We start from the raw sequence: 23,969 nt of genomic DNA, 5'->3' as shown, positions 1-23,969 counted from the left end.
CCCAGGAGCAGGTATGACGAGGCGCGCGAGGGCGCGCGCCCTCGCCGCCGTGGCGCTCGCGGCGGCGCTGACGCTGAGCGGCTGCGGCGGGGACGACGAGGACGGCGGCGTGACGGACGGGGCCTCCGGGACCGCCGGGCCGGCCCCGGACACGGACGCCGCCACCGACGGGGCAGCGCAGACGGCCCCCGCCCCCACCGGTCCCCCGACGGCTCCGGCCGACATCGCCGTGGAGCCCGGCTCCAGGTCGGCCGGCGGAGGCACCGCGATCGTCGTGGAGGGCGACCGGGCCGCGTTCGTGCTGCCCAGCGGCAACGTCGCGTGCACCCTCAACGACGTCACCGCGGTCTGCGAGGTCGACGACCGCTCGTTCACCCCCCGCGCCGACCACCTCGTCGACGACAGCCTCGGCGACTGCACGGCCGAGGCTGCGACGGCGATCATGATCAACGACGGCCCGGGCGCCTGGACCTGCGTCGAGGACCCCATCCGCCCCCAGACGGTGGTCTCCTCCGGTGGCTGGTGGGCCGAGCAGAACGGGTCGGAGACCCTGGACCTCGGCGGCGCGACGGTGGCCGTGCTGCCCTACGGCTCGTCGATCAGCATCGGCCAGGTGACGTGCTCGGCCGCCGAGGCCGGGGTCAGCTGCAGCAGCGGCGAGACGGGGCGCAGCTTCTTCGTCTCCCGCAGCAGCTACCAGTACGGCTGAGGCGCCGGCTCAGCGCAGCAGCCCGTCCTTGACGAGCTCGCGCAGCACCGGCACGACCTCCACCTCCACGTCGGCGGCCGGGACCTCGGTCAGCACGGCGAGCCCGGCACACAGCTGCCGGGCGGTCAGCTCCCCGTCGCACGCGCCGACCACGCCCGCCGCCAGGGTGCCCAGCCGGACCACCCGGCGCAGCCCCCCGCCCTGGCGGACCTGGATCACCTGCGGGTCGGGGGCGCCGGGCCGACCCACGCGCTCCTCCGTCACGTCGTCGGCGACCTGCCACGACACGTCCAGCAGCGCGTCGTCGTCGTGCTCGGCGAGCCAGGTGCGGGCCCTCAGCCCGGCGAGCACGGTCGGGCCCATGGGTGAGGCCACCGGCGAGCGCACGTCGTCGAGGTCCCGCCAGGGATCCCGCTCCGTCGCGGGTCGCTGGAGCGTGACCACCCCGAACCCCACCGACTCCACGTCCCGGGCGGCGAAGTCCGCCAGCCACGCGGCATACAGCTCCTCGAAGCCGGCCGACCCCGGGCGGTGGCCGCCGTCGCGGACCCACGTCTCGGCATACTCGGCCACGTCCTGCTCCTCGCGCTGGACGACCCACGCGTCCAGACCGGTCCCCGCCAGCCACCCGGACACCCGCTCGCGCCAGTCCTCGCCCGCCGGCAGCTCCCAGTTGGCGAGCAGCTGGGCGATCCCGCCCGGTGCGAGATGCTCGCCCACCTGGCCGACGAGCCGGGCGACCAGGGTGTCCCCGGCGGCGCCCCCGTCGCGGTACTCGTAGAGGGGCACCCCGGCCACGCGCGGCGTGATGACGAAGGGCGGGTTGCTCACGACGAGGTCGAACCGCTCGCCCGCCACCGGCTCGAGGAGGTTGCCGCGGCGCAGGTCAAGCTCGACCCCGTTGAGGGCGGCCGTGAGCCGGGCGAGGTCCAGCGCGCGGGCGGAGAGGTCCGTCGCCACGACGGGATGTGCCGGGTGGCCGGCGTGCAGGGCGAGGTGCAGCGCCTGCACGCCGCAACCCGTCCCGAGGTCGAGTGCCCGGTCGACGTGCGGGCGGGGCGTCCAGGAGGCCAGCGTGGTCGAGGCGCCGCCGACGCCGAGGACGTGGTGGGTGGGCAGCACCCCGCCCAGGGCGTGCTCGGACAGGTCCGAGACCACCCACCAGGTGTGGTCCTCGTCGCCGTAGGGCCGCAGGTCGCTGGTCGGGACGAAGCTGTCGGGCGTCCCGTCGTCGGCCGCAGCGACGAGCCGCAGCGCGAGCAGCCCGTCGGCCGTGGTGCGGGGCAGCGCGGCGTCGAGCGCCGCCCGGGTGGCCGACCGGCCGAGCACGAAGCACCGCAGGAGGGTGGCGACGGGGTCCGCGACCTCGCGGGTGACGCGCTCGGCCAGGAGGGGCTGCTCCCGGCGGAGCGCCGCGGCAGCCCGGGGGCCGAGCACCTCCTCGACGCGGTCCACGGTGTAGCCCGCGGCCGTCAGGTCGGCGCGCAGGGCGTCGACGACCCCGGGCACGACGGCAGGGGCCGCGCGCCCGGGGTCGGTCGGGTCAGTCACGCCGGGTCAGCGCTCGGTGAGCACCCCGGCCTTGTCCGGCGTGTCGCCGATCGCGATGTCGCGCCGCTTGGAGACGACCACGGCGCTGACGATGACGACGACGGACACGAGGGCGATGCCCCAGCGCACGAGGTCGTTGGACCCGTCGCCGTAGGTCAGCCCGATGATCGCCGGCGCGATGAGGAGGGCCACGAGGTTCATCACCTTGATGAGCGGGTTGATGGCCGGGCCGGCGGTGTCCTTGAACGGGTCGCCGACGGTGTCACCGATGACGGTGGCCTCGTGCGCCGGGCTGCCCTTGCCGCCGTACTGGCCGTCCTCGACGATCTTCTTGGCGTTGTCCCAGGCACCGCCGGAGTTGGCCAGGAAGACCGCCATGAGCACGCCGGTGACGATGGCGCCCGCGAGGTAGCCGGCCAGTGCGCCCACGCCCAGGCCGAAGCCGACGGCGATGGGGGCGAAGACGGCCAGCAGACCGGGGGTGGCCAGCTCGCGCAGGGAGTCGCGGGTGCAGATGTCCACGACGCGGGCGTAGTCGGGCTTCTCGGTGTAGTTCATGATCCCGGGGTGCTCGCGGAACTGGCGGCGCACCTCGAAGACGATCGCGCCGGCCGCGCGGGTGACCGCGTTGATGGCCAGGCCCGAGAAGAGGAAGACCACGGCGCCACCGAGGATCATGCCGACGAGGGCGCGCGGGTCGAAGACGAGGAACTGGTCCCAGATGGCCGCGCTCTCGCCGTCCGCGGCCTCGTCGACCGCACTGATGATGGCGTTGAGGTAGGACCCGAAGAGGGCGGTGGCCGCGAGGACGGCGGTCGTGATGGCGATGCCCTTGGTGATCGCCTTGGTGGTGTTGCCGACAGCGTCGAGCTCGGTGAGGATCTTGGCGCCGTCGCCGTCCACGTCGCCGGACATCTCGGCGATGCCCTGCGCGTTGTCGGAGACCGGGCCGAAGGTGTCCATGGCGACGATGACGCCGACCGTGGTCAGCAGGCCGCAGCCGGCGAGCGCCACGAAGAACAGCGACAGGATGAGCGAGCCACCGCCGAGGGTGAACAGGCCGAAGATGGCGATGGCGATGGTCACCGCGGTGTAGACGGCGGACTCGAGGCCGACGCCGATGCCGGAGAGCACGACGGTCGCCGGGCCGGTGAGCGAGGTGCGGGCGACGTCGTTGGTCGGCTTGGACTCGGTGCCGGTGAAGTGACCGGTGAGCCACAGGATGAACGCGGCGAGCACGATGCCGATGACGACGGCGACGGCCGCCCCGAGCGCGGGGTTCACGTCGGTCAGGTCGGCGGTGCCGCCGAAGGGCTGCGCCTGGGAGAGACCGTCCAGACCCGCGGAGTCACCCGGGAGGAAGACAAACGCCGCGACGACGGAGGCGACCGCGGCGATGCCGGCGGAGATGTAGAAGCTGCGGTTGATCGAGCGCAGCGCGTTGACCCCCGGCTGGGCCTTGGTGATGTAGACGCCCAGGATCGCGGTGATGACGCCGATCGCGGGGATGATGAGCGGGAACGTGAGGCCGCCCTCGTTGCCGAGCGCCGCGGTGCCGAGGATGAGCGCGGCGACGAGCGTGACGGCGTAGGACTCGAACAGGTCGGCCGCCATGCCGGCGCAGTCGCCCACGTTGTCACCGACGTTGTCGGCGATCGTGGCGGCGTTGCGCGGGTCGTCCTCGGGGATGCCGGCCTCGACCTTGCCGACGAGGTCGGCGCCGACGTCGGCGGCCTTGGTGAAGATGCCGCCGCCGACCCGCATGAACATCGCCAGCAGGGCCGCGCCGAAGCCGAACCCCTCCAGGACCACGGGTGCGTCGCCGCCGTAGACGAGCACCACGAGGGCCGCGCCGAAGAGACCGAGCCCGACCGTCGCCATACCGACCGTGCCACCGGTGCGGAAGGCGATGCGCATGCCCTCGTCGCGGCTGCCGTGGCGGGCGGCCTCGGCCACGCGCATGTTGGCGGCGGTGGCGAGGTTCATCCCGAGGTAACCGATGGACGCGGAGAACCCGGCGCCGAAGATGAAGGCGACCGACCGGCCGACGAGGATGCTCGTGTCCTCGGCCGGCAGGGCCATGAGCAGGAAGAACGCGACGACCGCAAAGATGCCCAGGGTCTTGAACTGGCGGCGGAGGTAGGCGGAGGCCCCCTCCTGGACGGCGGCGCCGATCTCGCGCATCGACTCGGTCCCCGGCGAGGCGGCGAGCACTTCACGGCGGAACATGAAGCCGAACACGAGGGCGACGACGGCGATGCAGAGCACCACGATCACGATCGAGGTGTCGCCGCCGGAGAGCGTCACCTCGCTCACGGCGCGGACTGGTGTCATGCGGAGACCTCCTGGGGTGGCCCGCGGCTCTGCGGGCAGCGTGGCGGGGATCCTCCCCGCCTGTGGATGCGGCCACTGTACTGACCGGCTGACCGGACGCCAGCCGCGGTCATGGTATGTCGTGCCCGCCGCCCCCGCCGCGCCGCCTCCCCCTGTGCCTCCCCCGGGAACCGCCCGGCGGGCCGGGGCTGGTTGTCGGTGCCGCGACGTACCGTGGTGGGCACGATGTCCGAGGTGCTCCCGTTCGACCCGCTGACGACCCTGGCCCACCTGACCCGCGGGCCACGGGCCGGTCGGCTGGTGCACGCCCGCACCCTCCCCGCGCGCGAGGGGCGGACCGTCGAGTGGCCGTCGTGGGTCGCGCCCGAGGTGACCGCCGCCCTGCACGGGGAGGGCATCACCTCGCTGTGGGAGCACCAGTCGCGGGTGGCCGAGCTGGCCCGGTCCGGCCGGCACGTCGTCGTCGCCACCGGGACGGCCTCGGGCAAGTCGCTCGGCTACCTCCTGCCGGTGCTCACGGCGCTCTGCGAGGGCGTCGGGTCGGTCACCGGGCGGGGGGCGACGGCGCTCTACCTCGCCCCGACGAAGGCGCTCGGGGCGGACCAGGCCGCGCGGCTGCATACCCTGGCCGTTCCCGGGGTGCGGACGGCGGCGCTGGACGGGGACACCCCGCCGGAGGAGCGTCGCTGGGTGCGCCAGCACGCGCACTACGTCCTGACCAACCCGGACCTGCTGCACCACACGCTGCTGCCGGGGCACGAGCGCTGGCGCGGGTTCCTGCGCGCGCTGCGCTACGTCGTCGTCGACGAGTGCCACGTCTACCGCGGCGTCTTCGGCGCCCACGTCTCGGCCGTGCTGCGCCGCCTGCTGCGGGTCGCGGCGAGGTATGGCGCCTCCCCCACCGTGATCCTGGCCTCGGCCACGGTGGCCGAGCCGGAGGTGCTGGCGAGCACCCTCGTCGGGCAGCCCGTCGAGGCCGTCACCCAGGACGCCTCGCCGCGCCGAGAGACGGTGGTGGCCCTGTGGGAGCCCCCGGAGGCGGAGGACGGCACCCGGCGGGGCACCGTCGCGGAGACGGCGTCGCTCCTCGCGGACCTCGTCGAGGTAGGTGTCCAGACGGTCGCGTTCGCACGCTCCCGACCCGGGGTCGAGACCGTGGCGAGCCGTGCCCGCGAGGACCTCGGGTCGCGCGGCTGCCCGCAGGGGTCGCTCGTCGCGGCCTACCGCGGCGGCTACCTGCCCGAGGAACGGCGCGAGCTGGAGCGCGCCCTGCGGGAGCGCCGCCTCATGGGGCTGGCGGCGACGACGGCCCTGGAGCTGGGCATCGACATCGCCGGGCTCGACGCGGTCGTCATGGCCGGCTGGCCCGGCACCCGGGCCTCGTTCTGGCAGCAGGCCGGGCGGGCGGGGCGTCGGGGCTCGCCGTCGCTGGCGGTCCTCGTGGCCGCGGACGACCCGCTCGACGCCTACCTGCTGGCGCACCCGGAGCTGATCTTCGACGCCCCGGTGGAGGCATGCGTGCTCGACCCGGAGAACCCCTACGTCCTCGGCCCGCACCTCGCCGCCGCCGCCGCCGAGCTCCCGCTGACCAGGGACGACGTGCGCTGGTTCGGTGCCGGCGTGCCCGCCCTCGCCGAGCAGCTGGTGGCCGGTGGGGTGCTGCGGCGTCGCCCGACCGGCTGGTTCTGGGCCCGGGAGGACCGGCCGAGCGACCACGTGCAGCTGCGGGACGCCGGGCAGGCCGTGCAGATCGTCGACGTCCGCAGCGGGCGCGTGCTGGGGACCGTGGACGAGGAGCGGGCCCTGACGACCGTCCACGTCGGGGCGGTCTACGTCCACCAGGGGCAGGCGCACGTCGTGACCCACCTGGACCTCGAGGCGGGTGTGGCGATGGTCGTGGTGGGCGACCCCGGGTGGTCGACCCGGGCGCGCACCGAGAGCACCTTCACGATCACCGAGACCGAGTCCGCGACGGCGTGGGGAGCCGCGCACCTGTGCACCGGGCGGGTCGAGGTGACGACGCGGGTCACCGGCTTCCAGCGGCTGCTGCCGTCTGGGGAGGTGCTGGGCCAGCACCCGCTCGACCTGCCGGAGCGCTGCCTGGTGACCCAGGCGGTGTGGTGGACGCTGCCCGAGGAGGAGCTCGCCCTGGCCGGCGTCGGGGAGGACGCGGTTCCGGGTGCCCTGCACGCCGCCGAGCACGCCTCCATCGGCATGCTGCCGCTGCTCGCCACGTGCGACAGGTGGGACGTCGGCGGGGTCTCGACCCCCCTCCACCCAGACACCGGCCTGCCGACGGTGATGGTCTACGACGGTCACGCGGGCGGTGCCGGGTTCTCCCGGCGCGGGTTCCGCGAGGCGGTGACCTGGCTCGCGGCGACCCGCGACCTGGTCGAGGCGTGCGACTGCGAGGCAGGCTGCCCGCGCTGCGTGCAGTCGCCCAAGTGCGGCAGCGGCAACGACCCTCTCGCCAAGGCGGGTGCCGTCGCCGTGCTCTCCCACCTGCTCTCCGAACGCTCGGTGAGCGTGCCCACCGGGTGAGCGCCGCCGGACCCGGCCCCGCCCACGTGGTGCGGTCCCCTCCGCTCGGTTAGTCTCGACCCCGCGTGACCACGCGGACGACGACGTCGTCCGCAGCCCGAGCCCGCTGCCTGGAAAGGCGCTGACATGCTGATCTTCGGCTTCCTCCTCCTCCTCCTCGCCGCGGCCGTCGTCGCCTACATGGTGCTCGCGACCGTGGACATGGCGAGCGTCCGGCTCGACTACGGCATCCTCAACCTCGACCTGCCGCCGCTGTGGCTCTACCTCGCCGGGCTGCTCACCCTCCTCGTCGCGGCCCTCGGCTTCTGGATGGTCGGGGCGGGCGCCCGCAGCAAGGCACGTCGGGCCCGCGAGGTGCGGGAGCTGCGCAAGCAGGCCAAGGTGCAGGACCGTCGTACCGAGCGGGCCGACGACGCGACGACGGGTCGGACGTCACTCTCACGGCCGTCAGGGTCCACCGGGGCCGGCGCGCCGCCGTCCACCGCACCGCGACCCGGGAGCGGGACCACGGGGACGGCCGGCGACCGCAGCCGCCTCGACCTGGACCGCTGAACGGGTCGTCCGCTCACGGGGGGAGGACCCCGCCAGCCCTCGCCCTCGCGGTGACCTCCCAGGCGGTCCCCGCGACCGGTCGGGTCACCACGACCTCGACCGTTCCGAGCGGACCTGGCTCCGCCTTGGCCGGGCCGACGACGCTGCACCCGGTCAGCCCGCCCCCGTTGCGCTCGGCCACCTGACGGGCGACCGCGCAGGTCGTGGGCTCGTCACCACCGTGCACCACCTGTCCCGCGGCCGCGAGCGCGGCGAGGTCGGCGGCGGTGCGGGCCTGCTGCCCGGCGACCGCGACCGCGGCCACGAGCAGCCCGGCCAGCAGGAGCGTCGAGACCACCGCCACCAGCCCGACCGCCAGCACCGTCCCGCTCCCCCGCTCGGGGCCACCGTCTCGGCTCATGGCGTCTCGGCTCACGGCGTCTCGGCTCACGGCGTCACACCGGGCTCCAGGACGGCCTCCGCCCTCGCGACGGCGGCCGGGAGTGCCCGGAGGTGCCGGTTCCTGGCCGGGGCCTCGACGACCACGAGGACCGTCCCCTCACCCGTGCTCACCGTCACCGCGGACCGCTGCGGCGCACGGGACAGCGCCAGCTCCCGCACGAGGGGCCCGGGTTCGCCGCGGGACGCCGCACGCGCAGCAACGCGCGCGGCGTCCTCGCAACGGATCTGGTCGACAGCCAGGGTCAGGCCGGTGAGACAGAGCGCGAGCACCAGGATCACGGCGGGCAGCGCCAGCGCCAGCTCGGCAGTAGCCATGCCACCCTCGCGATCCCGGCGCCCGCGCCCGGTCACAGGGACACCGACAGCGCGGTCGTGATGACCGTCGTGACCAGTCCCTCGACCGCCCCGGACCGGATGACCATCAGCAGCAGCGCCGCGAAGGCGCAGGCGGCGATCGTCCCGACCGCGTACTCCGCGGTCGACATACCCGCGTCCCTGCCGGATCGCAGCTGCCTGAACGTGCGGCGGACCTGGTGTCGGATGGTGCTCTTCCTCATCGTTCCCCTCCTTGTGGGTGTGTACGTCCCGGTTGGGACGCACGTGCGCCCTGGTGACGACCCTCGTCACCAGGACAGCTCTCCGGTCAGCGCGAGCACGACCGGGACGATCGTGGTGAGCACGAACGCGGGCAGGTAGGCCAGACCCAGAGGCAGGACCAGCCGCACCCCCAGCCGCGCCGCCGCGACCTCGACGTCGGCCACCGCGTCGCACCGCACGTCCTGCGCCGCACGGACGAGCGCCTCCGCCGGGGGGACGCCCGAGGACTGCGCGAGGTCCAGGCAGCGCCGCGCTGGTGCCCAGTGGGCGCCGGCCGCCCGCCACGCATCGTCCGTGTCCTCCCCGCCGCGCAGGTCCTCCGCGACGTCGCGGAGCTGACCCGCCAGGGGTTCCGGCAGGGTGGACGACACCGTCCGTGCCGCGGCGCCCACGGAGGCGCCTCCGGTGAGCGCGACGGCCATCAGCTCCATGGCGTCAGGGACCAGGCGCTTGCCTGCCCGGGCGTCCGGCCCCTCGCGCCGGGAACGGCTCCCGGGGTACCCTCCGGTCCTGACCCGCCACCCCGCGCCGACCCCAGACCCGGCGTTGCCCCGCCACGCGGACCGTCCACCAGCAGGTCCTCGTCCGCGCGGTGCCCATGACCGCCGCGCCGGGGGCGGCCACGTCAGGACCGCGGCTGCCCCGGCGAGACCCGTCGCGATCAGGTGTGCCAGCACCCCGTCCACACTCACACCCCCGCCACGACGCGGGCGACCAGCGCCCGGACGACGAGGTGGCCCAGGAGCAGGAGGGCCAGGCCCGCCGCCGCGGAGATGACTGCGGGGGGACTGCCGTAGAGCGTCGTCGGCGCGATGCCCAGCACCGCGGCCAGCCCTGCACCGGCCACGGGCAACAGGCCCAGCACGGTCACCGTGGCCCGCGCCCCGGCCGTCGCCACCTCGACCGCCCTGAGGAGACGGTGCCGCTCACGGGCGGCGTGGGCGCTGGACCTGACCGCGGCCGCCAGGGGGGCGCCGGACAGCGCGGCCACCGCCCACGCCCGACCCGCCGCGGCGATCGCGGGACTGCCAGTCCGCCGGGCGGCGCGGTCCCAGGACGGCGCGAGGGGCAGCCCGAGGTCCGCCGAGCGCCTCAGGTCCGCCCAGGCGGCCGCCCTCCCCTCGTCCTCGACGCTGTCCAGCGCCAGGTGCAGCGCCCGGTCCGTGGGCAGACCCGCCTCCAGGGCAGCCGCCAGAGCGTCGAGAAGATGGACCTCGGCGAGGTCGCGGCGTGCCGGGCGCGTCAGCATCCGGCCCACGACGGACCCGCGCGCAACCGGAGATGGCGGGCCGGTCGGGGTCACGAGGGACTCGAACCTGCCCTGACCGGTGACGTCCCGTCGCGTCGCCGGTGACCTCCGGCGCCCGCGCCCACCCGGTTCCCCCGAGGTCGACGAGGGTGGCGACGAGGGGGACGGCGACGAGGGCGACGGCGGCTCTGCCCCGTCTCCCCGGGGCCAGAGGAGGACGGCCAGGACGACCAGCAGCGCGCACGCCCCGAGCAGGACGTCGACGTCCGGCAGGAGCTGGGAGCGCATCATCGCGTCCACCCGTGGGGTGCGTGCCCGGGCGGGTCCCCTTCCGGGCCGGTGCCGCTCCCCGGTGCCACCAGGTCGGCCGGCAGGCCGGCACGAGAGACGAACCTGTCCCAGCCCGCACCGGTGCGCCACCGGCCGGGCCCACCCACGAGGGCGGGCACCGTGCTCACCCTGCCGTCGGCCGCCCTCTCCAGCACGGCCACCTCCACCAGCTCGCGCCGGCCCGCGCCGGAGCGCGTGACGTGCAGGACCACCTCGATGGCGCTGGCCAGCTGGGCGTGCACCGCCGACGGTGTCATCGCGGCGAGGGCGCCCAGGGCCTCCACCCGGCTCACGAGGTCGGCGGCGTTGTTGGCGTGCAGGGTGCCGCAGCCGCCTTCGTGGCCGGTGTTCAGCGCGGCGAGGAGCTCGCGCACCTCGGCCCCTCGCACCTCGCCCACGACGACCCGGTCCGGGCGCATCCGCAGGCTCTGCCGCACCAGCGTGGTGAGCGTGACCTCGCCCCGTCCCTCCACGTTGTTGCTCCGGCCCTGGAGGTGGACCACGTGGGGGTGGTCGACGCGGAGCTCCCGTACGTCCTCCACCACGACGACGCGCTCGCGGGCGTCCACCCGTGCCAGCATGGCCGCCAGCAGGGTGGTCTTGCCCGACCCGGTCCCGCCGGTGACCACGAAGGAGAGCCGGGCCCGCACGACGGCCTCGAGCACCTGCCGAGCCTCGTCGTCGAGCGCCCCCCAGCCCTGCAGGGCCCGCAGGGTGGGCGCGACCGAACGAGGCACCCGAAGGCTGACGTGCGGCCCGCCCTCCACGAGCGGCGGGAGCACGGCGTGCAGGCGCACCCCGCCGGGGAGCAACCCGTCCACCCAGGGACTGGCGTCGTCGAGCCGGCGCCCCGCCAGACCGGCGAGGCGCACCGCCAGACGCCGGACGGTGCGCTCGTCGCTGAGGACGACGCCGGACTCCTCCAGGCCACCGCCGCGGTCGGACCACACGCCGGTGTCCCCGTTGACCAGCACGTCGGTGACGCAGGGGTCGTCCACGAGCGCGGCGAGCGGACCGAGGGCAGCCACGAGGGAGGCTCGAGGCCACGTCTCGGGCCTCGAGCCTGCTGGGTCGGTGCGCTCGTCCTGGGTCATGCCCCCAGCGTCGGCGCCGCCCCCGCGGACCGGAAGCCGCACGACGGGATCTGTGGACGGCACCAGCGCGGCAGGGGGGCGTGTGGACGGGGCACCGACCGGGACCTGAGGCAGGAGCAGGAGGCAGCTGCGCCGGCGGGTTCACCGACCGCCAGGGGACATGGGGACGGCCCCGGCGGGGGGGATGCCGGGGCCGTCGGTACCAAGGGTCAGGGGGGGTTGACCCTCAGTACCCGCGCTACGACTCTTGCGAGGAGCGCTGTTCGCCAAGTATGGCACCCGGGCGGGGCCCGAAGCAAGTACGCCCGGTGGTGCGCGTGTCGTGCCGAACCCCTCATCACGGGCGGGCGCGCAGGGGCGCGGCCCGGACTCGTCCGTGCCTCTCAGGCCAGCCGGCCCGCACGCACCGCGTCGGCCACCCGGACACCCTCGGCCGCCGCCCGTCGGACGGCGTCGGCACAGTGCAGCAGCCAGAGCCGCACCCCCTCGCGACCTCCCGACGCGTAGGCCGTCAGGGCCCCGCGGTAGTCGGTGCCCGCCCGGTCCGCGTGCCCGATCTCCGGCACGGCGACCCCGGTCGGGTCCAGCCCTCCGACGCGCAGCACCGCCCGCTCCACCGCCCTGGCCACGACACCGTTCCCGGCGACGAAGGGACGCACGACCATGATCTCGGCATGGACGACGGCCGCCAGCGGCAGCACCGGCAGGCGCCCGACGGGTACCGCGGCGAGCAGGTCGTGCACCACGCCGAGGCGCGCCTCCGCCTCGGCGACGTCGCACGGCTCCCCGAGCTCCGACCACTCGGCGCACCCCTCTCCCGCCAGCCGGGGACGACCGACCTGCTCCATCGGCAGCAGCCCGCCCGTGGCGGCCGCGTGCAGGGACGCGAGCACCTGGGCCGGTGACCTGAGCTGGGCGGCGCCCACCTGCTCGGTCGCGGAGGTCGCGCGGACCACCCCGACGAGCACACGCCATACCGGGTCGAGGTCGCGCGCGTCCCAGGGGACCGCCCCGCGGACCAGGTCGCGGACGAGCCCCACCGTGCCCGCGGAGCCCGCCGGCTCGGCCCCCTCGAGCAGGGCGCTCGCCGTCGCGCCCCGCACCCTGGACTCGGCCGCCGCCTCCGGGACCCGCCGACGCAAACCCTCGTGCCAGCGCAGCGCGGTGCACGACTCCCGCGCGGCGTCCACGGCCGGGGCGACCCCGTCCAGGTCCAGAAGCTGGCCGAGCGCGTCCTGGAGGTCGGTTCTCACCGGGTCACTGTAGGTCGTGGCGGCCTCGCGGACCGCCGCTGGGTTACCCGGCATTCTTTAACAAACCCTTACCAAATCCGGCTAGGAACGGGGTGTGACGCGTGGGAGGATGAAGGCGTCGACAAGGCGGCCCCCCTCGGGGAGAGCCCCACCGGCTGTCACGGGACCGGGTGTCGAATGGGTCCGCCCGGCACGCACAGGGGGTGCCGGGCGGACCCACTTGTCTGCCCGGTCACGACGGGCGCGCGGGTTCGGCCGACCTGCATCGGCCCCCTCACCCGGTTAGGCTCCGCACCATGAGCACACCCGTCGACCCCGGCCCCCAGCCGCTCACCGGCACCGCCGGCGAGCGCACCATCGGACAGCTCGTCAGCGACGTCTCGACCGACGTCTCGCAGATCATGCGCGGCGAGCTCGAGCTCGCCAAGGCGGAGATCAAGCAGGACGTGCAGCACGCGGGCAAGGGCGCCGGGATGTTCGCGGGCGCGGCCGTGCTCGGGCTCTACGGCTTCGGGCTGCTCCTCCTCGGGCTGGCAGCCGTGCTCAACATCTGGCTGCCCTGGTGGGCCTCACTGCTCATCGTCGCCGCGGTGCTCTTCGTCGTGGCGGGCGTGCTGGCCCTGGTGGGCAAGAAGCAGGTGACCCAGGTCAAGGGCAAGCCGGAGCGCGCCATCGAGAACGGCAAGCAGACCGTGGCGTCCCTGAAGAACGCGCCGGCACACTTCAAGGAGGGCACCCCTCCGCAGGCCGCGCTCACCACCGCCCCCCGGGCCTGACCCCCGCGGTCCGCGGGACGCGCGGGCGCAGCGACGCTGTCCCTGTCACAGGGGAAGCGGCCGCGTGACCCCCCGGTCCCACGGCGGGGCGATCCCGGCAAGGTCCAGCACCCGGTCGAGGATGCCTCCGGTGAAGCCCCACACGAGCAGCCCCTCCACGTCCCACGCGGGACCGACGAAGCCGCTGGGGTGGGAGACCTGGAACCGCCCCGCCGGGTCCACCAGCGTGGCCACGCTGGGCTGCAGCACGCGCGCCACCTCACGCGGGTCCCTGGCCCACAGCGTCGACGGCCTCGGCTCGCGCCACCAGGCGAGGACGGGCGTCACGTCGTAACCGCTGACCGGGATGTGCAGCGTCGGCAGCTCCCCCAGCACGTCCACCCCGGTGGGGTCGAGGTCGATCTCCTCGGCCGCCTCGCGCAGCGCGGTCGCGGCGGGGTCCGCGTCCCCCGGCTCGGTCCCCCCTCCCGGGAAGGCCGGCTGGCCGGGGTGCGAGCGCATGGTGTGGGCGCGCTCGGTGATCACGACCGTGGTGTCGTCAGGGTCGGTCACCCCTGGGGCGAAGAGCACGAGCACGGCCGAGTGCCGCCGGCCGCCCTGCGGCGGCGGCAGGAAACGCGCGAACCGTTCGCCGGGCAGGTCGGGGACCCTGCGGGCGAAGTCGGCGAGCCACGCCGGGGGCAGGTATGCCGTCACGCGCCGGCGCCCCTCAGCCCCGGGGCGCCGTGCGCACGAGGGCGGCGGCCCGGGTCGGGTCGGTCTCACCCGTCCCGTAGGAGGGGCACAGCCGGGCGACCGGGCAGGCGCCGCAGGCCGGGTTGCGGGCGTGGCAGGTGCGTCGACCGTGGAAGATCAGGACGTGCGAGAGGCGGGTCCACTCCCGCCGGGGGAACAGCGCCCCGACCGCGTGCTCGACCTTGACGGGGTCCTCCTCGGCGGTCCACCCGAACCGTCGGACCAGGCGACCCACGTGCGTGTCCACGGTGATCCCGGGCACGTCGAACGCGTCACCGAGCACGACGTTGGCGGTCTTGCGCCCCACCCCTGGCAGGGTGACGAGGTCGCGCAGCCGCCCGGGGACGGTCCCGTCGAAACGCTCGACCAGGTCGGCGGCGAGCTTGAGCAGGCTGTCCGTCTTGGCCCGGAAGAACCCGGTGGGCTGGACGATGGCCTCGACCTCGGCCCGATCGGCGGCAGCCAGGGACCGGGCGTCGGGGTAGCGGGCGAACAGCGTGGGCGTCACCCCGTTGACCCGCACGTCCGTGGTCTGGGCGGACAGCACCGTGGCCACGAGGAGCTGGTAGGGATCGGCGAAGTCGAGCTCGCAGCGGGCGTCGGGATAGCGCTCGGCGAGCAGCCGGTACGTCCGCCGTGCCCGACGGGTCAGGGCCAGCCCGCTCTCGCCCGTCGGCGTAGGCGCGGCTCGGTCGAGTTCGGGTTCGGGAGGTGCGCTGCTCACCGTCCCAGCCTAGACGTGACGCGCGACACACCCATCCGCACCTCCATGCCCGCGACGTGCGACGATGTGGCTGTGGACCAGCATGTCGTGATGAAGGCACCACTGTTCTCCGCCCTGGACGAACCCACGGCGGAGCGGCTCATCGGCACCATGACCCCCCGCCGGCTCAGCCGGGGGGAGGTCGTCTTCCGGGAGGGGGATCCCGGCGACTCGCTCTACGTCACCGTCTCCGGCAAGATCAAGCTCGCCCGCACCTCCGCCGACGGCCGCGAGAACCTGCTGTCGGTGCTGGGCCCCGGGGAGATGTTCGGCGAGCTCAGCCTCTTCGACCCCGGCCCCCGGCTGAGCACCGCCTACGTCGTCTCCAACAGCGAGCTCATCTCCCTCGGCAACGACGCCCTCCGCACCTTCCTCGCCGACCATCCCGAGGTGGCCATGCAGATGCTCGCCGGCCTCGCCCACCGGCTGCGGCGCACCAACGAGGGGATCTCGGACCTCGTGTTCACCGACGTGCCGGGGCGCGTGGCCAAGGCCCTGCTCGACCTGTCTGACCGCTTCGGGCGGCGCACCGACGTGGGCCTGCTCGTCGCGCACGACCTCACCCAGGAGGAGCTCGCGCAGCTGGTCGGCGCGAGCCGGGAGACGGTCAACAAGGCGCTCGCCGACTTCGCCCACCGCGGATGGATCATGCTCGGGGCCAAGGCGGTCACGCTGCTCGACGTGCCCCGCCTGCGCCGCCGCGCCCGCTGAGGTCACACCCTCTACTCACAGGCGCGAACCCCTTCTGGGCGCCGGATGCATCCGGCCGTTCTCACGTTCGACGCCTGTGAGTTGCGGATGGGGGTCGGCGGGGAGGCGTCAGAGCTCGCCCAGGTAGTCGAGCTGGGCCAGGACGCTGAGCCGGGCCGCCGGCCAGACCGAGCGGGGCACGTCGGCATACACCCGCTCCACCACCGCGTCCGCGAGCTCGCGCGGACCCCTGCGCAGCTCGGCGACCGCGGCGCGGACCTGCTCGAGCCGCTCGTGCCGGTGCGCGAGGTAGTACTCGACGGTGCCGACGGCGTCGGGGACCACCGGCCCGTGGCCGGGGGCGATGCTCGTCGCGGCCCCGGACCGGGTGAGCCGCTCCAGGCGCGCCAAGGAGTCCAGGTATGACGTGAGGTCACCGTCGGGGTAGGCCACCACCGTCGTCCCCCGGCCGAGCACCGTGTCACCGGTCAGCAGCACCTGCTCGGCGGGAAGGAGGAACGACACGGAGTCCGCGGTGTGCCCCGGCGTGGGCACGACGAGCAGCTCGAGCCCGCCGACCCGCAGCGTCTCGCCGGCCGCGAGGTCGTCGTGGCCGCGACCGACGGCACGGACCGGTGCTCCGGTCAGCCCGGCCCACCGGGGCGCCGACTCGGCGTGGTCGGCGTGCCCGTGCGTCAGGAGGGTCAGCGCCACCCGGGCGTCCCGGCCGGCGACGTGGTCAAGGACGGTGCGCAGGTGCTGCTCGTCGAGCGGACCGGGGTCCACCACGACGACGTCGCGGCTGCCCGGCTCGGCGAGGACCCACGTGTTCGTGCCCTCGAGCGTCATCGGGGAGGGGTTCGGGCAGAGCACGCAGACGGCGCGCTCGCCCCAGCCCCCGCCCTGCCAGGCGGGGTCGGCCGGTGGGGCGCCGCGCACCGGTCAGGGCTCCTGGGGGCACGGACCGGCGTCGTCGTCTCCCGAGGACACGAACGACGGCGACGGCAACGGCGACGGCGACGGCGACGGGAGTCCGTGCCCGTCGGGGTCGACGGGCACCCGCATCCACATCACCGTGTCCCGCTCCACCGGCCACGGCATGACCGCGTGGACGGGCACCGGCCGGGCGAGCCAGTCGTCGAGATCGTCCACGTCACACAGCTGCTCGGCCATCACCTGCGTCGGCGGCAGCATCACCTCGCGCCCGGCGGCCTGCTCGGCGAGGAGGTCCGCGGGGGACGTCCACGCCACGCGCTCGGCCTCCGAGGTCCGCGCGTCGGCGACCTGGCCCTGCGGCATCCTGGCGGCGAAGAACCAGGTGTCGTAGCGCCGCGGCTCGCAGGTGGGCGTGATCCAGTGCGCTCGCAGGGCCAGCAGGTCGGTGCGCAGCACCAGCCGGAGATCGGTGAGCATCTCGCCGAAGCTCTGGCTCCGGTCCAGCAGCCTCTCCCGGTGCCGGTCCCAGGCCGGGTCGGTGAGGTCGGCGACGACCTCGTGCGGGCCCGGTCCCGCCAGCAGCACGCCGCACTCCTCGAAGACCTCCCGGGCTGCGGCGATGACCAGCTCGCGAGCCACGGCCTCCTCGACGCCCAGCCGGCCGGCCCACTCCTGGGGCGTCGGTCCGCTCCAGGGCACGCCCGGGTCGGCGTCACGGGGGTCCACCCCCCCGCCGGGGAAGGCGACCATGCCGGCGGCGAACGCCATGCTCGAGGCCCGCCGCAGCACGAAGACCTCCACCCCGCCCTCACCGGCCTCGCGCAGCAGCATGACGGTGGACGAGGCGCGGGGCGGGGCGACGGGGCGCTCCGCCTCGGCCCTGGCCAGCCACGCGCGCGACGGCGCCGCGATGACCTCCGGCATCCGGAAGTCGCGGAAGCCGCGCGCAGGCGGGGTTCCCACGACCTCAGGAGGAGACGGCGACGGTGATCTCGACCTCGACCGGCGTGTCGAGCGGCAGGACCGCCACGCCCACCGCCGATCGCGCGTGCACGCCGGCGTCCCCGAACGCGTGCCCGAGCAGCTCGGAGGCACCGTTGATCACCCCGGGCTGGCCGGTGAAGGCCGGGTCGCTCGCGACGAAGCCCACGACCTTGACGACCCTGACCACCTTGTCGAGGTCACCGACGACCGAGCGCACGGCCGCGATGGCGTTGAGGGCGCAGAGGGCGGCGAGGCGCCTGGCCTCCTCCGGGTCGACGAGGCCCTCACCCTCCCCGACCTTGCCGGTCGCGGGCAGGACGCCCCCGACGAACGGGAGCTGGCCGGAGGTGAAGACCAGGTCGCCGTGCTGCATCGCGGGGACGTAGGCGGCCACGGGGGCGGCCACGTCCGGCACGTCGTGCCCCAGCTCGGCCAGCCGCTGCTCGACGGCGCTGCGGGTCTGCTCGGTCATCGGGGTGCTCCTGTCGTCGGAGGGTCAGGCCTTGGGACGCTTGAGGTAGGCCACCAGGTTCGTCCCGTCCGGACCGGCCACGACCTGGACGAGCTCCCAGCCGTCCTCGCCCCACTGGTCGAGGATCTGCTTGGTGGCGTGGATGATGAGGGGGACGGTGGCGTACTCCCACTGCTGCGTCGTCATGACGCCGACCCTACTCGTCGTCCCTCGCCCGCCCCGACGTCACCCAGAAAGGCAGGACGTGACCGACCGAGCGATCCTGCACCACCCGCCGGTGCCGCCCGGCCGGATCGTCCCCTACGGCCCGCTGCCGCACCAGGTCTACGAGGTGGTCGGGGAGCCCGTGGGCGCGTCCGGCTGGGTGGTCCTCGTGCACGGCGGGTTCTGGCGCGCTGCGTGGGACCGCGCGCACCTCCGTCCGCTCGCCACCGCGCTGGCCGCGGAGGGGTATGCCGTCGCGCTCCTCGAGTACGCACGCACCGGGATGGAGCACGGCGGGTGGGACGGGACGTTCCGCGACGTCGCCGCAGCGCTGGCGGCGACGGGGCTCGAGACGGGCGAGTCCCCGGTCGTGCTGGTGGGGCACTCCGCCGGTGGCCACCTGGCCGCGTGGCTGCTGCACCAGCCGGAGACCCGGGCGGTCCGGGGCCTGCGCGGTGCGGTCTGCCTGGCCGGCTGCCTCGACCTGACGATGGTGGCCGAGCTGGGGCTGGACGACGGGGCCGCGCAGGACCTCGTGGGTGGCACGCCCCGCACCCACCCGGCCCGCTACGACCGCGCCGACCCCGCCCGGCTGGGCCGGTCGCCATACCCGGTGGTCGTGGTGCACGGGAGCGCCGACGAGGCGGTGCCGCCGGAGGTGTCGCGCTCGTGGTGGGAGCGGTGCGCGACCCCCGGCCGCGACCGGCTGGACGTGCTCGACGGGGTCGGCCACTTCGCCCTGGTGGACCCCGCGTCCGCGGCCCATCCCGTGCTGCTGGCGCACGTGGCGCGCCTGCTCGCCCCGCACTGACACGGAATCCTCAGGAACCTCCCGTACCGTGGAGGGATGCGTTCTGCCTTCACCGCGGCCAAGCTGACCTCGCTGCTGGGGGTCTTCCTGGCCGTCTCGGTGCTGATGGGGATCATCGGCGCGGGACTCGTCGCGCCCGTCGTGGGCGCCGCTGGCTTCGCCGCGCGCGAGGGGGTGGGCATGTTCGAGCGCCTCCCCGGCGACCTCGACCAGAACCCGCTGGCGCAGCAGTCGCGCATCCTCGCCGCCGACGGCTCGGTGCTCGCGACACCCGCCAAGCAGAACCGCATCATCGTCGAGAGCGGGGACATCTCGGAGTGGATGAAGAAGGCGCAGGTCGCGATCGAGGACGAGCGCTTCTACCAGCACGGGGGGATGGACGTGGAGGCGCTGGCGCGCGCCGTGGTCTCCAACGCCACCAGCGACAACACGCAGGGCGGGTCGACGCTGACCCAGCAGTACATCAAGATGGCCCTCAAGGAGGAGGCGCTCAAGGACGGCGACGCCGACGCCATCCGCCAGCTCGACGCCCGCGCCGGCATGGACGGCTACATCCGCAAGCTGCGGGAGCTGAAGTACGCCGTCACCCTCGAGGAGCGCCTGACCAAGGACGAGATCCTCGTCGGCTACCTCAACCTGGCCTTCTACGGCGACAACGTCTACGGCGTCGAGGCGGCGGCCCGCCACTACTTCAACACCACGGCCTCCGAGCTGACCATCGCCCAGGCCGCGACCCTGGCCGGTGTGGTCCGCTCCCCCACGGCGACCAACCCGGTGGCCAACCCCGAGCTCGCTGAGGCCCGCCGCAACACGGTGCTCGACAAGATGTACCAGCAGGACCTCATCACCGAGGGCCAGATGGAGGCCGCGAAGGGCCTGTCGGTGCAGCAGCTGATCGAGGGGAACCTGCGGGACAGCCAGCGGTCGTGCATCAACTCGCGCAACCCCTACTTCTGCGACTACGTCACCGCCTGGCTCCTGCAGCAGCCGGCGCTGGGCAAGACGCCCGACGAGCGGCTGGAGCGGCTGACGACCGAGGGTCTGACGGTCGAGACCACCCTGGACGTCGAGATGTCGGACACCCTCGGGGAGATGCTGCGCGAGGCGACCCCGCCGAACGAGTACCACGTCGGTTCCGCCGCGTCGGTGGTCCAGCCGGGCACCGGCCACGTGGTCGCGCTCGCCCAGTCCAGCGAGTACTCCTTCGAGGAGTCCTCGGACAAGATCGAGTCCACCTCGGTCAACTGGAACGTCGACACCGTCCACGGCGGGCCCGGCGGTATGCAGATCGGCTCGATCGCGAAGGCGTACACCCTGGTGGAGGCCCTCAAGAAGGGCATCCCCGTCGAGGCGACGCTGAAGATCGAGGAGCCCGGTCTGGCCAGCTCCTCCGGCGTCTGGCTGGACAACCCGGAGGACCCGCAGCCGATGCCCTCCGACGGCGAGACCCACCCCGTGGGCGTCTTCCAGAAGGAGGACTTCCAGGAGGGTTGCACGATCGGTGAGGACTACTGGACCGTCCGCAACGCCCAGGACCAGAACCACGACCCGGAGATGGAGCTGCGCCAGGCGGCCAGCCTCTCGGTCAACACCGCCTTCGCCACCCTGGCCTCGCAGGTCGGCACCTGCGACATCCGCGACACGATGACCGCCATGGGCATGCACCAGGGCAACGGCGCCGAGCCGGACCCCTTCCCGCCCTCGATCGTCCTCGGCTCGGACTACGGCTCGCCGCTGACCGTCGCCGCCTCCTACGCGGCGTTCGCCTCCGGCGGCATCTACTGCCCGCCGACCCCGGTGACCAAAGTGCTCGACTCCGACGGCAACGAGATCCCGCTGGAGCAGCAGGCCTGTGAGCGCGTGGTCGACGAGGAGGTGGCGCTCGGCACGGTGGAGCTGCTCAAGGGCGTCGTCAGCATGGAGGGCTCGGGCTGGAAGGCGATCCTCGACGGCGGCCGGCCGGCCGGCGGCAAGACCGGCACCAACGACAACTCCACGCACACCTGGTTCGCGGGCTTCACGCCGCAGCTGTCGACCGCCATCTTCGTCGGCGGGCGCATCGGCAACTCCCAGCCCTACGACGGCGACATGGTCGACCTGACCATCGGCGACACCTTCGTGGACGGACCGTTGTTCGGCTCCTCCCTCGCGGCCCCGACCTGGAAGCGCTTCATGGACTGGGCGCACCGGGACCTCCCGAACGAGGACTGGGAGAAGCCGTCGACCGAGATCCTCAACGGCAAGCGCGTCACCATCCCCAGCGTCATCGGGATGAGCGAGGAGGACGCCCAGGAGGAGCTGCGCGAGGCGGGTCTGACAGCCAGCATCCAGCGGGTGGGCTCGAGCCAGGCCGAGGGCAGCGTGGTCTACACCACGCCGGGTGTCGGCTCCTCGATCCGCACCGACACACCCGTCGTGCTGCACGTCTCCACCGGTTTCGCCCCGGTGCAGCAGCAGGCTCGACCGCAACCGGTCCCGCAGCCCCAGCCGCAGCAGGCTGCTCCCGCACCGCAGCCCGCTCCCGCACCGCAGCCGGCCCCGGTTCCGGCCCCCGCTCCCGAGCCGCCGCCGAGCGCCCCCGCGCCGGTCCCGCCGCCCCCGCCGGGCGACGAGGACCCGGGCAACGGCGGTCCAGGCAACGGGCCGCCCGGGACCGACCCGCCCGGTCAGGACGACTGAGGCGCGTGCGGCGGCATACCTGACCTGGGGTGGGTCAGGCCTGCAGGGCTCCCCGGACCGCAGCCGCCACCCGGCCGCCCTCGGCCCGACCTGCCACACGGGGCGTCAAGACCTTCATCACCTGGCCCATGCCGCCCATGCCGCTCACCCCCAGCTCGGCCACCGCCTCGCGGGCCATCTGCTCGAGCTCGGCGTCGTCGAGCTGGGCGGGCAGGTAGCCCTCCAGCACGGCAAGCTCCGCCTCCTCGGCCTCCGCAAGCTCGGGACGCCCTGCTCCGGTGTAGGCCTCCGCGGCCTCGCGGCGCTTCTTCGCCTCCTTGGCGAGCACCTTGAGGACCTCGTCCTCGCCCAGCACCCGGGCCTCCTTGCCGGCGACCTCCTCGTTGGTGATGGAGGTGAGCGCCATGCGGAGCGTGCCGGCGCGCACCTTGTCCTGGGCACGCATCGCGTCGGTGAGATGACGCTGGAGGGTCGCCTTCAGTCCGGTCTGGTCGCTCATGACGCCAGTCTCTCACCAGCCGCTGACGCCCCTCGGTCCTGCGGCCTGCGAGGATCAGGGGATGGACCGGGTATGGCGTGTGCTGAGCGCGGGGGCGGCGCTGGCCGTGGGCGGGGTGGCCTACGCGACCTGGGTCGAGCCGCGGTGGTTCGCCCTGCGCCGGGTGGAGGTGCCGTGCCTGCCTCCCGGCACCCGCCCCCTCCGGGTGCTGCACATCTCCGACCTGCACCTCGTGCCCCGGCAGCGGGTCAAGCGCACCTGGGTCGCGGCGCTCTCCGACCTGCAGCCCGACCTCGTCGTCGACACCGGTGACAACCTGGCCGACCACGCTGCCGTGCCGGCGCTGCTGGAGACCGTCGACCGGCTCCTCGACGTGCCTGGCGCCTTCGTGCTGGGGTCCAACGACTACTTCGCGCCGAGGGCCAAGAACCCGCTGCGCTACTTCGACGACAGCCACGTCAGGGTCGGTCGGGGCGAGCGTCCGCACGACGACACGGACCCGGAGAGGCTGCCGACCGGGGACCTCGTCGGCGGGCTGACCGCCCGGGGGTGGGTGGACCTGACCAACCGGCGGGCGCGGCTGGACGTGCAGGGGGTGGCGCTGGAGCTCGTCGGGGTCGACGACCCGCACCTGGACTACGACGACTACGCGTCGGTGGCGGGCCCCGCGGCTGACGACGTCGCGCTGACGATCGGGGTGACGCACGCGCCATACCGGCGGATCCTCGACGCGATGACCGAGGACCGGGCGGGCCTGGTCGTGGCGGGGCACACGCACGGGGGCCAGCTGCAGGTCCCGGGGTATGGTGCGCTCGTCACCAACTGCGACCTCGACACCGGCCGGGTGGCGGGGCTCTCCCGCTGGTGGCCCGGCGCGGGTTCCGCCCCGTCGTCGCAGGCTCCCCCGGGTGCCGCCTGGCTGCACGTCTCGGCCGGGCTCGGCGGCAACCCCTACACGCCGTTCCGGTTCTGGTGCCGGCCGGGCGCGACGCTGCTGACCCTCGTGCCCCGGCCCTGACCCAGGACGTGGGGGCTGCCCCCCTGCGGACCGCCGACGGATTTAGATCCCGGCGTGCGGTGGGCTATCCTTGCGGACGCTGCGCACGGCGTCTCGTCGCGCGCGCGAGCCACGGGGTGTGGCGCAGCTTGGTAGCGCGCTTCGTTCGGGACGAAGAGGTCGCAGGTTCAAATCCTGTCACCCCGACCACTAGGATACCGGCCCTGACCTGCGGAAACGCAGTCAGGGCCGGTTTTCGTTGTCCCGAGTGGGCATAACTGGGGCATAACTGGGTCGGCTGCGGCCATGAATGACCCCCGCGAGGCGGCAACCTCCGGGGGTCGGACGACAGCAAAGTGGGTGCTGACGTGGCTCCTATCCTAGCCGCCATCGCTCCGCCCGTGAAGGGCGTAGAGCCCCTCCCTTCGGTGCCACCGACCTCCCGTCCTGCCCCGCCCCTCGGCACGCGCGCAAGGAGGCCGGCCATGAGGTAGCTACTAACCGCAGGACGCGGCGCTGGACACGGCCTCAGCCGCGTGAACAAAACGACGACGCCCCGGTGATTGATCTCCAGGCCTGTGAACCGGCACGGGCCGCCTCCCGCGCAGCAGTGCACGGCTCGCGGTGGGTTGCGACCAGCTCGCTCTCGTTTCGAGGGCGGGCCGTTCGGCGTGGGTTGGAATCAACGCGAGGTCGGCCTTTGGGGGGGATTCCCACAAGTGTGCCTTGGACAGGTCACCGGGCTCCCCGCTGTCACACTCCCGACCCACGT

Annotated in this window: 24 protein-coding genes and 1 tRNA gene; 9 read left to right on the top strand and 16 right to left on the bottom strand. The window is 74.2% G+C overall.

The window, feature by feature from the left end:
- Positions 1-13: 13 nt before the first annotated feature.
- On the top strand, positions 14-709 hold the full coding sequence (locus tag D4B81_RS03740; protein WP_122261166.1) for a hypothetical protein: 696 nt from the start codon (positions 14-16) through the stop codon (positions 707-709).
- A gap of 9 nt (positions 710-718) precedes the next feature.
- Here D4B81_RS03740 and D4B81_RS03735 read toward each other — a convergent pair whose 3' ends face one another.
- Positions 719-2,260 carry a DUF7059 domain-containing protein gene (locus tag D4B81_RS03735; RefSeq protein ID WP_122261165.1) on the bottom strand — a complete coding sequence of 514 codons (1,542 nt, stop codon included), beginning with the start codon at positions 2,258-2,260 and terminating at the stop codon, positions 719-721.
- 6 nt (positions 2,261-2,266) lie between these two features.
- On the bottom strand, positions 2,267-4,594 hold the full coding sequence (locus D4B81_RS03730; RefSeq protein ID WP_122261164.1) for a sodium-translocating pyrophosphatase: 2,328 nt from the start codon (positions 4,592-4,594) through the stop codon (positions 2,267-2,269).
- A 225-nt stretch (positions 4,595-4,819) separates the two neighbouring features.
- On the opposite strand from D4B81_RS03730, the gene D4B81_RS03725 reads away from it, so the two are divergent.
- Both D4B81_RS03725 and D4B81_RS03720 read left to right on the top strand, forming a co-directional pair.
- Positions 4,820-7,135 carry a DEAD/DEAH box helicase gene (locus tag D4B81_RS03725; RefSeq protein WP_122261163.1) on the top strand — a complete coding sequence of 772 codons (2,316 nt, stop codon included), beginning with the start codon at positions 4,820-4,822 and terminating at the stop codon, positions 7,133-7,135.
- Between the two features lie 126 nt (positions 7,136-7,261).
- Positions 7,262-7,687 carry a leucine-rich repeat flightless-interacting protein gene (locus D4B81_RS03720; RefSeq protein ID WP_122261162.1) on the top strand — a complete coding sequence of 142 codons (426 nt, stop codon included), beginning with the start codon at positions 7,262-7,264 and terminating at the stop codon, positions 7,685-7,687.
- A gap of 13 nt (positions 7,688-7,700) precedes the next feature.
- Here D4B81_RS03720 and D4B81_RS03715 read toward each other — a convergent pair whose 3' ends face one another.
- The 7 genes from D4B81_RS03715 to D4B81_RS03685 form a co-directional block, all read right to left on the bottom strand.
- A complete protein-coding gene (locus D4B81_RS03715; RefSeq protein ID WP_122261161.1) occupies positions 7,701-8,087 on the bottom strand; it encodes an Rv3654c family TadE-like protein in 387 nt (128 codons plus the stop codon).
- A 26-nt stretch (positions 8,088-8,113) separates the two neighbouring features.
- Entirely contained in the window at positions 8,114-8,443 is a 330-nt protein-coding gene (locus D4B81_RS03710) for a TadE family type IV pilus minor pilin (RefSeq protein ID WP_122261409.1), read from the bottom strand.
- 32 nt (positions 8,444-8,475) lie between these two features.
- Positions 8,476-8,685: a DUF4244 domain-containing protein gene (locus tag D4B81_RS03705; protein ID WP_122261160.1), complete on the bottom strand. Its 210-nt coding sequence runs from the start codon at positions 8,683-8,685 to the stop codon at positions 8,476-8,478.
- A 66-nt stretch (positions 8,686-8,751) separates the two neighbouring features.
- Complete coding sequence (locus tag D4B81_RS03700; RefSeq protein ID WP_122261159.1) at positions 8,752-9,156, bottom strand: type II secretion system F family protein; 405 nt, start codon at positions 9,154-9,156, stop codon at positions 8,752-8,754.
- A 257-nt stretch (positions 9,157-9,413) separates the two neighbouring features.
- A complete protein-coding gene (locus tag D4B81_RS03695; protein ID WP_161964977.1) occupies positions 9,414-10,265 on the bottom strand; it encodes a type II secretion system F family protein in 852 nt (283 codons plus the stop codon).
- Positions 10,262-11,398 carry a TadA family conjugal transfer-associated ATPase gene (locus D4B81_RS03690; RefSeq protein WP_122261157.1) on the bottom strand — a complete coding sequence of 379 codons (1,137 nt, stop codon included), beginning with the start codon at positions 11,396-11,398 and terminating at the stop codon, positions 10,262-10,264. The genes D4B81_RS03695 and D4B81_RS03690 overlap by 4 nt, the downstream gene beginning before the upstream one ends.
- Positions 11,399-11,781: 383 nt before the next feature.
- Entirely contained in the window at positions 11,782-12,651 is an 870-nt protein-coding gene (locus D4B81_RS03685) for a Fic family protein (protein ID WP_237565799.1), read from the bottom strand.
- A gap of 296 nt (positions 12,652-12,947) precedes the next feature.
- Here D4B81_RS03685 and D4B81_RS03680 point away from each other — a divergent pair, with 296 nt between their 5' ends.
- A complete protein-coding gene (locus tag D4B81_RS03680; protein WP_122261156.1) occupies positions 12,948-13,427 on the top strand; it encodes a phage holin family protein in 480 nt (159 codons plus the stop codon).
- Between the two features lie 45 nt (positions 13,428-13,472).
- On the opposite strand, the gene D4B81_RS03675 is transcribed toward D4B81_RS03680, so the two are convergent.
- Both D4B81_RS03675 and nth read right to left on the bottom strand, forming a co-directional pair.
- A complete protein-coding gene (locus tag D4B81_RS03675; RefSeq protein ID WP_122261155.1) occupies positions 13,473-14,123 on the bottom strand; it encodes an NUDIX hydrolase in 651 nt (216 codons plus the stop codon).
- 13 nt (positions 14,124-14,136) lie between these two features.
- Positions 14,137-14,886 (bottom strand): endonuclease III, encoded by a 750-nt coding sequence (gene nth, locus D4B81_RS03670; protein WP_122261154.1) that lies wholly within the window; start codon positions 14,884-14,886, stop codon positions 14,137-14,139.
- A 72-nt stretch (positions 14,887-14,958) separates the two neighbouring features.
- Between nth and D4B81_RS03665 the strand changes: the two genes are divergently transcribed.
- Positions 14,959-15,636 (top strand): Crp/Fnr family transcriptional regulator, encoded by a 678-nt coding sequence (locus tag D4B81_RS03665; RefSeq protein ID WP_237565798.1) that lies wholly within the window; start codon positions 14,959-14,961, stop codon positions 15,634-15,636.
- 108 nt (positions 15,637-15,744) lie between these two features.
- On the opposite strand, the gene D4B81_RS03660 is transcribed toward D4B81_RS03665, so the two are convergent.
- The 4 genes from D4B81_RS03660 to D4B81_RS03645 are packed head-to-tail and all read right to left on the bottom strand — an operon-like array spanning position 15,745 to position 18,193.
- The gene (locus tag D4B81_RS03660) at positions 15,745-16,554 is read right to left on the bottom strand and encodes an MBL fold metallo-hydrolase (protein ID WP_122261153.1); all 810 of its coding nucleotides are present in this window, start codon (positions 16,552-16,554) and stop codon (positions 15,745-15,747) included.
- A gap of 3 nt (positions 16,555-16,557) precedes the next feature.
- Complete coding sequence (locus tag D4B81_RS03655; protein ID WP_202613560.1) at positions 16,558-17,514, bottom strand: NUDIX hydrolase; 957 nt, start codon at positions 17,512-17,514, stop codon at positions 16,558-16,560.
- Between the two features lie 4 nt (positions 17,515-17,518).
- Positions 17,519-18,007, bottom strand: a complete 489-nt coding sequence (locus D4B81_RS03650) for a RidA family protein (RefSeq protein WP_122261151.1) — start codon at positions 18,005-18,007, stop codon at positions 17,519-17,521.
- A gap of 24 nt (positions 18,008-18,031) precedes the next feature.
- Complete coding sequence (locus D4B81_RS03645) at positions 18,032-18,193, bottom strand: Sp36 family protein (RefSeq protein WP_097188419.1); 162 nt, start codon at positions 18,191-18,193, stop codon at positions 18,032-18,034.
- A 58-nt stretch (positions 18,194-18,251) separates the two neighbouring features.
- Here D4B81_RS03645 and D4B81_RS03640 point away from each other — a divergent pair, with 58 nt between their 5' ends.
- Together D4B81_RS03640 and D4B81_RS03635 are read left to right on the top strand one after the other, a co-directional pair.
- Positions 18,252-19,022 (top strand): alpha/beta hydrolase family protein, encoded by a 771-nt coding sequence (locus D4B81_RS03640; protein WP_161964976.1) that lies wholly within the window; start codon positions 18,252-18,254, stop codon positions 19,020-19,022.
- Between the two features lie 36 nt (positions 19,023-19,058).
- Positions 19,059-21,701 (top strand): transglycosylase domain-containing protein, encoded by a 2,643-nt coding sequence (locus tag D4B81_RS03635; protein WP_122261149.1) that lies wholly within the window; start codon positions 19,059-19,061, stop codon positions 21,699-21,701.
- A gap of 34 nt (positions 21,702-21,735) precedes the next feature.
- Here the strand turns inward: D4B81_RS03635 and D4B81_RS03630 are convergent, their stop codons facing one another.
- A complete protein-coding gene (locus D4B81_RS03630; protein WP_097188416.1) occupies positions 21,736-22,200 on the bottom strand; it encodes a GatB/YqeY domain-containing protein in 465 nt (154 codons plus the stop codon).
- A 61-nt stretch (positions 22,201-22,261) separates the two neighbouring features.
- On the opposite strand from D4B81_RS03630, the gene D4B81_RS03625 reads away from it, so the two are divergent.
- Both D4B81_RS03625 and D4B81_RS03620 read left to right on the top strand, forming a co-directional pair.
- Positions 22,262-23,218 carry a metallophosphoesterase gene (locus D4B81_RS03625; protein ID WP_122261148.1) on the top strand — a complete coding sequence of 319 codons (957 nt, stop codon included), beginning with the start codon at positions 22,262-22,264 and terminating at the stop codon, positions 23,216-23,218.
- Between the two features lie 112 nt (positions 23,219-23,330).
- Positions 23,331-23,407, top strand: a tRNA-Pro gene (locus D4B81_RS03620).
- The last annotated feature ends 562 nt before the right edge of the window (positions 23,408-23,969 follow it).

The organism is Ornithinimicrobium cerasi, from assembly GCF_003702705.1.
Classification (GTDB): domain Bacteria; phylum Actinomycetota; class Actinomycetes; order Actinomycetales; family Dermatophilaceae; genus Ornithinicoccus; species Ornithinicoccus cerasi.
Note: the sequence above shows the minus strand (reverse complement) of the source record. Positions and strands in the feature narration are given on the sequence as shown.

What these genes read in the sequence shown, in the direction of transcription:
- D4B81_RS03740 (WP_122261166.1), top strand. Translation starts at nt 14, where the DNA reads ATGACGAGGCGCGCGAGGGCGCGCGCCCTCGCCGCCGTGGCGCTCGCG.
- D4B81_RS03730 (WP_122261164.1), bottom strand. Translation starts at nt 4,594, where the DNA reads ATGACACCAGTCCGCGCCGTGAGCGAGGTGACGCTCTCCGGCGGCGAC.
- D4B81_RS03725 (WP_122261163.1), top strand. Translation starts at nt 4,820, where the DNA reads ATGTCCGAGGTGCTCCCGTTCGACCCGCTGACGACCCTGGCCCACCTG.
- D4B81_RS03720 (WP_122261162.1), top strand. Translation starts at nt 7,262, where the DNA reads ATGCTGATCTTCGGCTTCCTCCTCCTCCTCCTCGCCGCGGCCGTCGTC.
- D4B81_RS03715 (WP_122261161.1), bottom strand. Translation starts at nt 8,087, where the DNA reads ATGAGCCGAGACGGTGGCCCCGAGCGGGGGAGCGGGACGGTGCTGGCG.
- D4B81_RS03710 (WP_122261409.1), bottom strand. Translation starts at nt 8,443, where the DNA reads ATGGCTACTGCCGAGCTGGCGCTGGCGCTGCCCGCCGTGATCCTGGTG.
- D4B81_RS03705 (WP_122261160.1), bottom strand. Translation starts at nt 8,685, where the DNA reads ATGAGGAAGAGCACCATCCGACACCAGGTCCGCCGCACGTTCAGGCAG.
- D4B81_RS03700 (WP_122261159.1), bottom strand. Translation starts at nt 9,156, where the DNA reads ATGGAGCTGATGGCCGTCGCGCTCACCGGAGGCGCCTCCGTGGGCGCC.
- D4B81_RS03695 (WP_161964977.1), bottom strand. Translation starts at nt 10,265, where the DNA reads ATGATGCGCTCCCAGCTCCTGCCGGACGTCGACGTCCTGCTCGGGGCG.
- D4B81_RS03690 (WP_122261157.1), bottom strand. Translation starts at nt 11,398, where the DNA reads ATGACCCAGGACGAGCGCACCGACCCAGCAGGCTCGAGGCCCGAGACG.
- D4B81_RS03680 (WP_122261156.1), top strand. Translation starts at nt 12,948, where the DNA reads ATGAGCACACCCGTCGACCCCGGCCCCCAGCCGCTCACCGGCACCGCC.
- D4B81_RS03650 (WP_122261151.1), bottom strand. Translation starts at nt 18,007, where the DNA reads ATGACCGAGCAGACCCGCAGCGCCGTCGAGCAGCGGCTGGCCGAGCTG.
- D4B81_RS03645 (WP_097188419.1), bottom strand. Translation starts at nt 18,193, where the DNA reads ATGACGACGCAGCAGTGGGAGTACGCCACCGTCCCCCTCATCATCCAC.
- D4B81_RS03635 (WP_122261149.1), top strand. Translation starts at nt 19,059, where the DNA reads ATGCGTTCTGCCTTCACCGCGGCCAAGCTGACCTCGCTGCTGGGGGTC.
- D4B81_RS03630 (WP_097188416.1), bottom strand. Translation starts at nt 22,200, where the DNA reads ATGAGCGACCAGACCGGACTGAAGGCGACCCTCCAGCGTCATCTCACC.
- D4B81_RS03625 (WP_122261148.1), top strand. Translation starts at nt 22,262, where the DNA reads ATGGACCGGGTATGGCGTGTGCTGAGCGCGGGGGCGGCGCTGGCCGTG.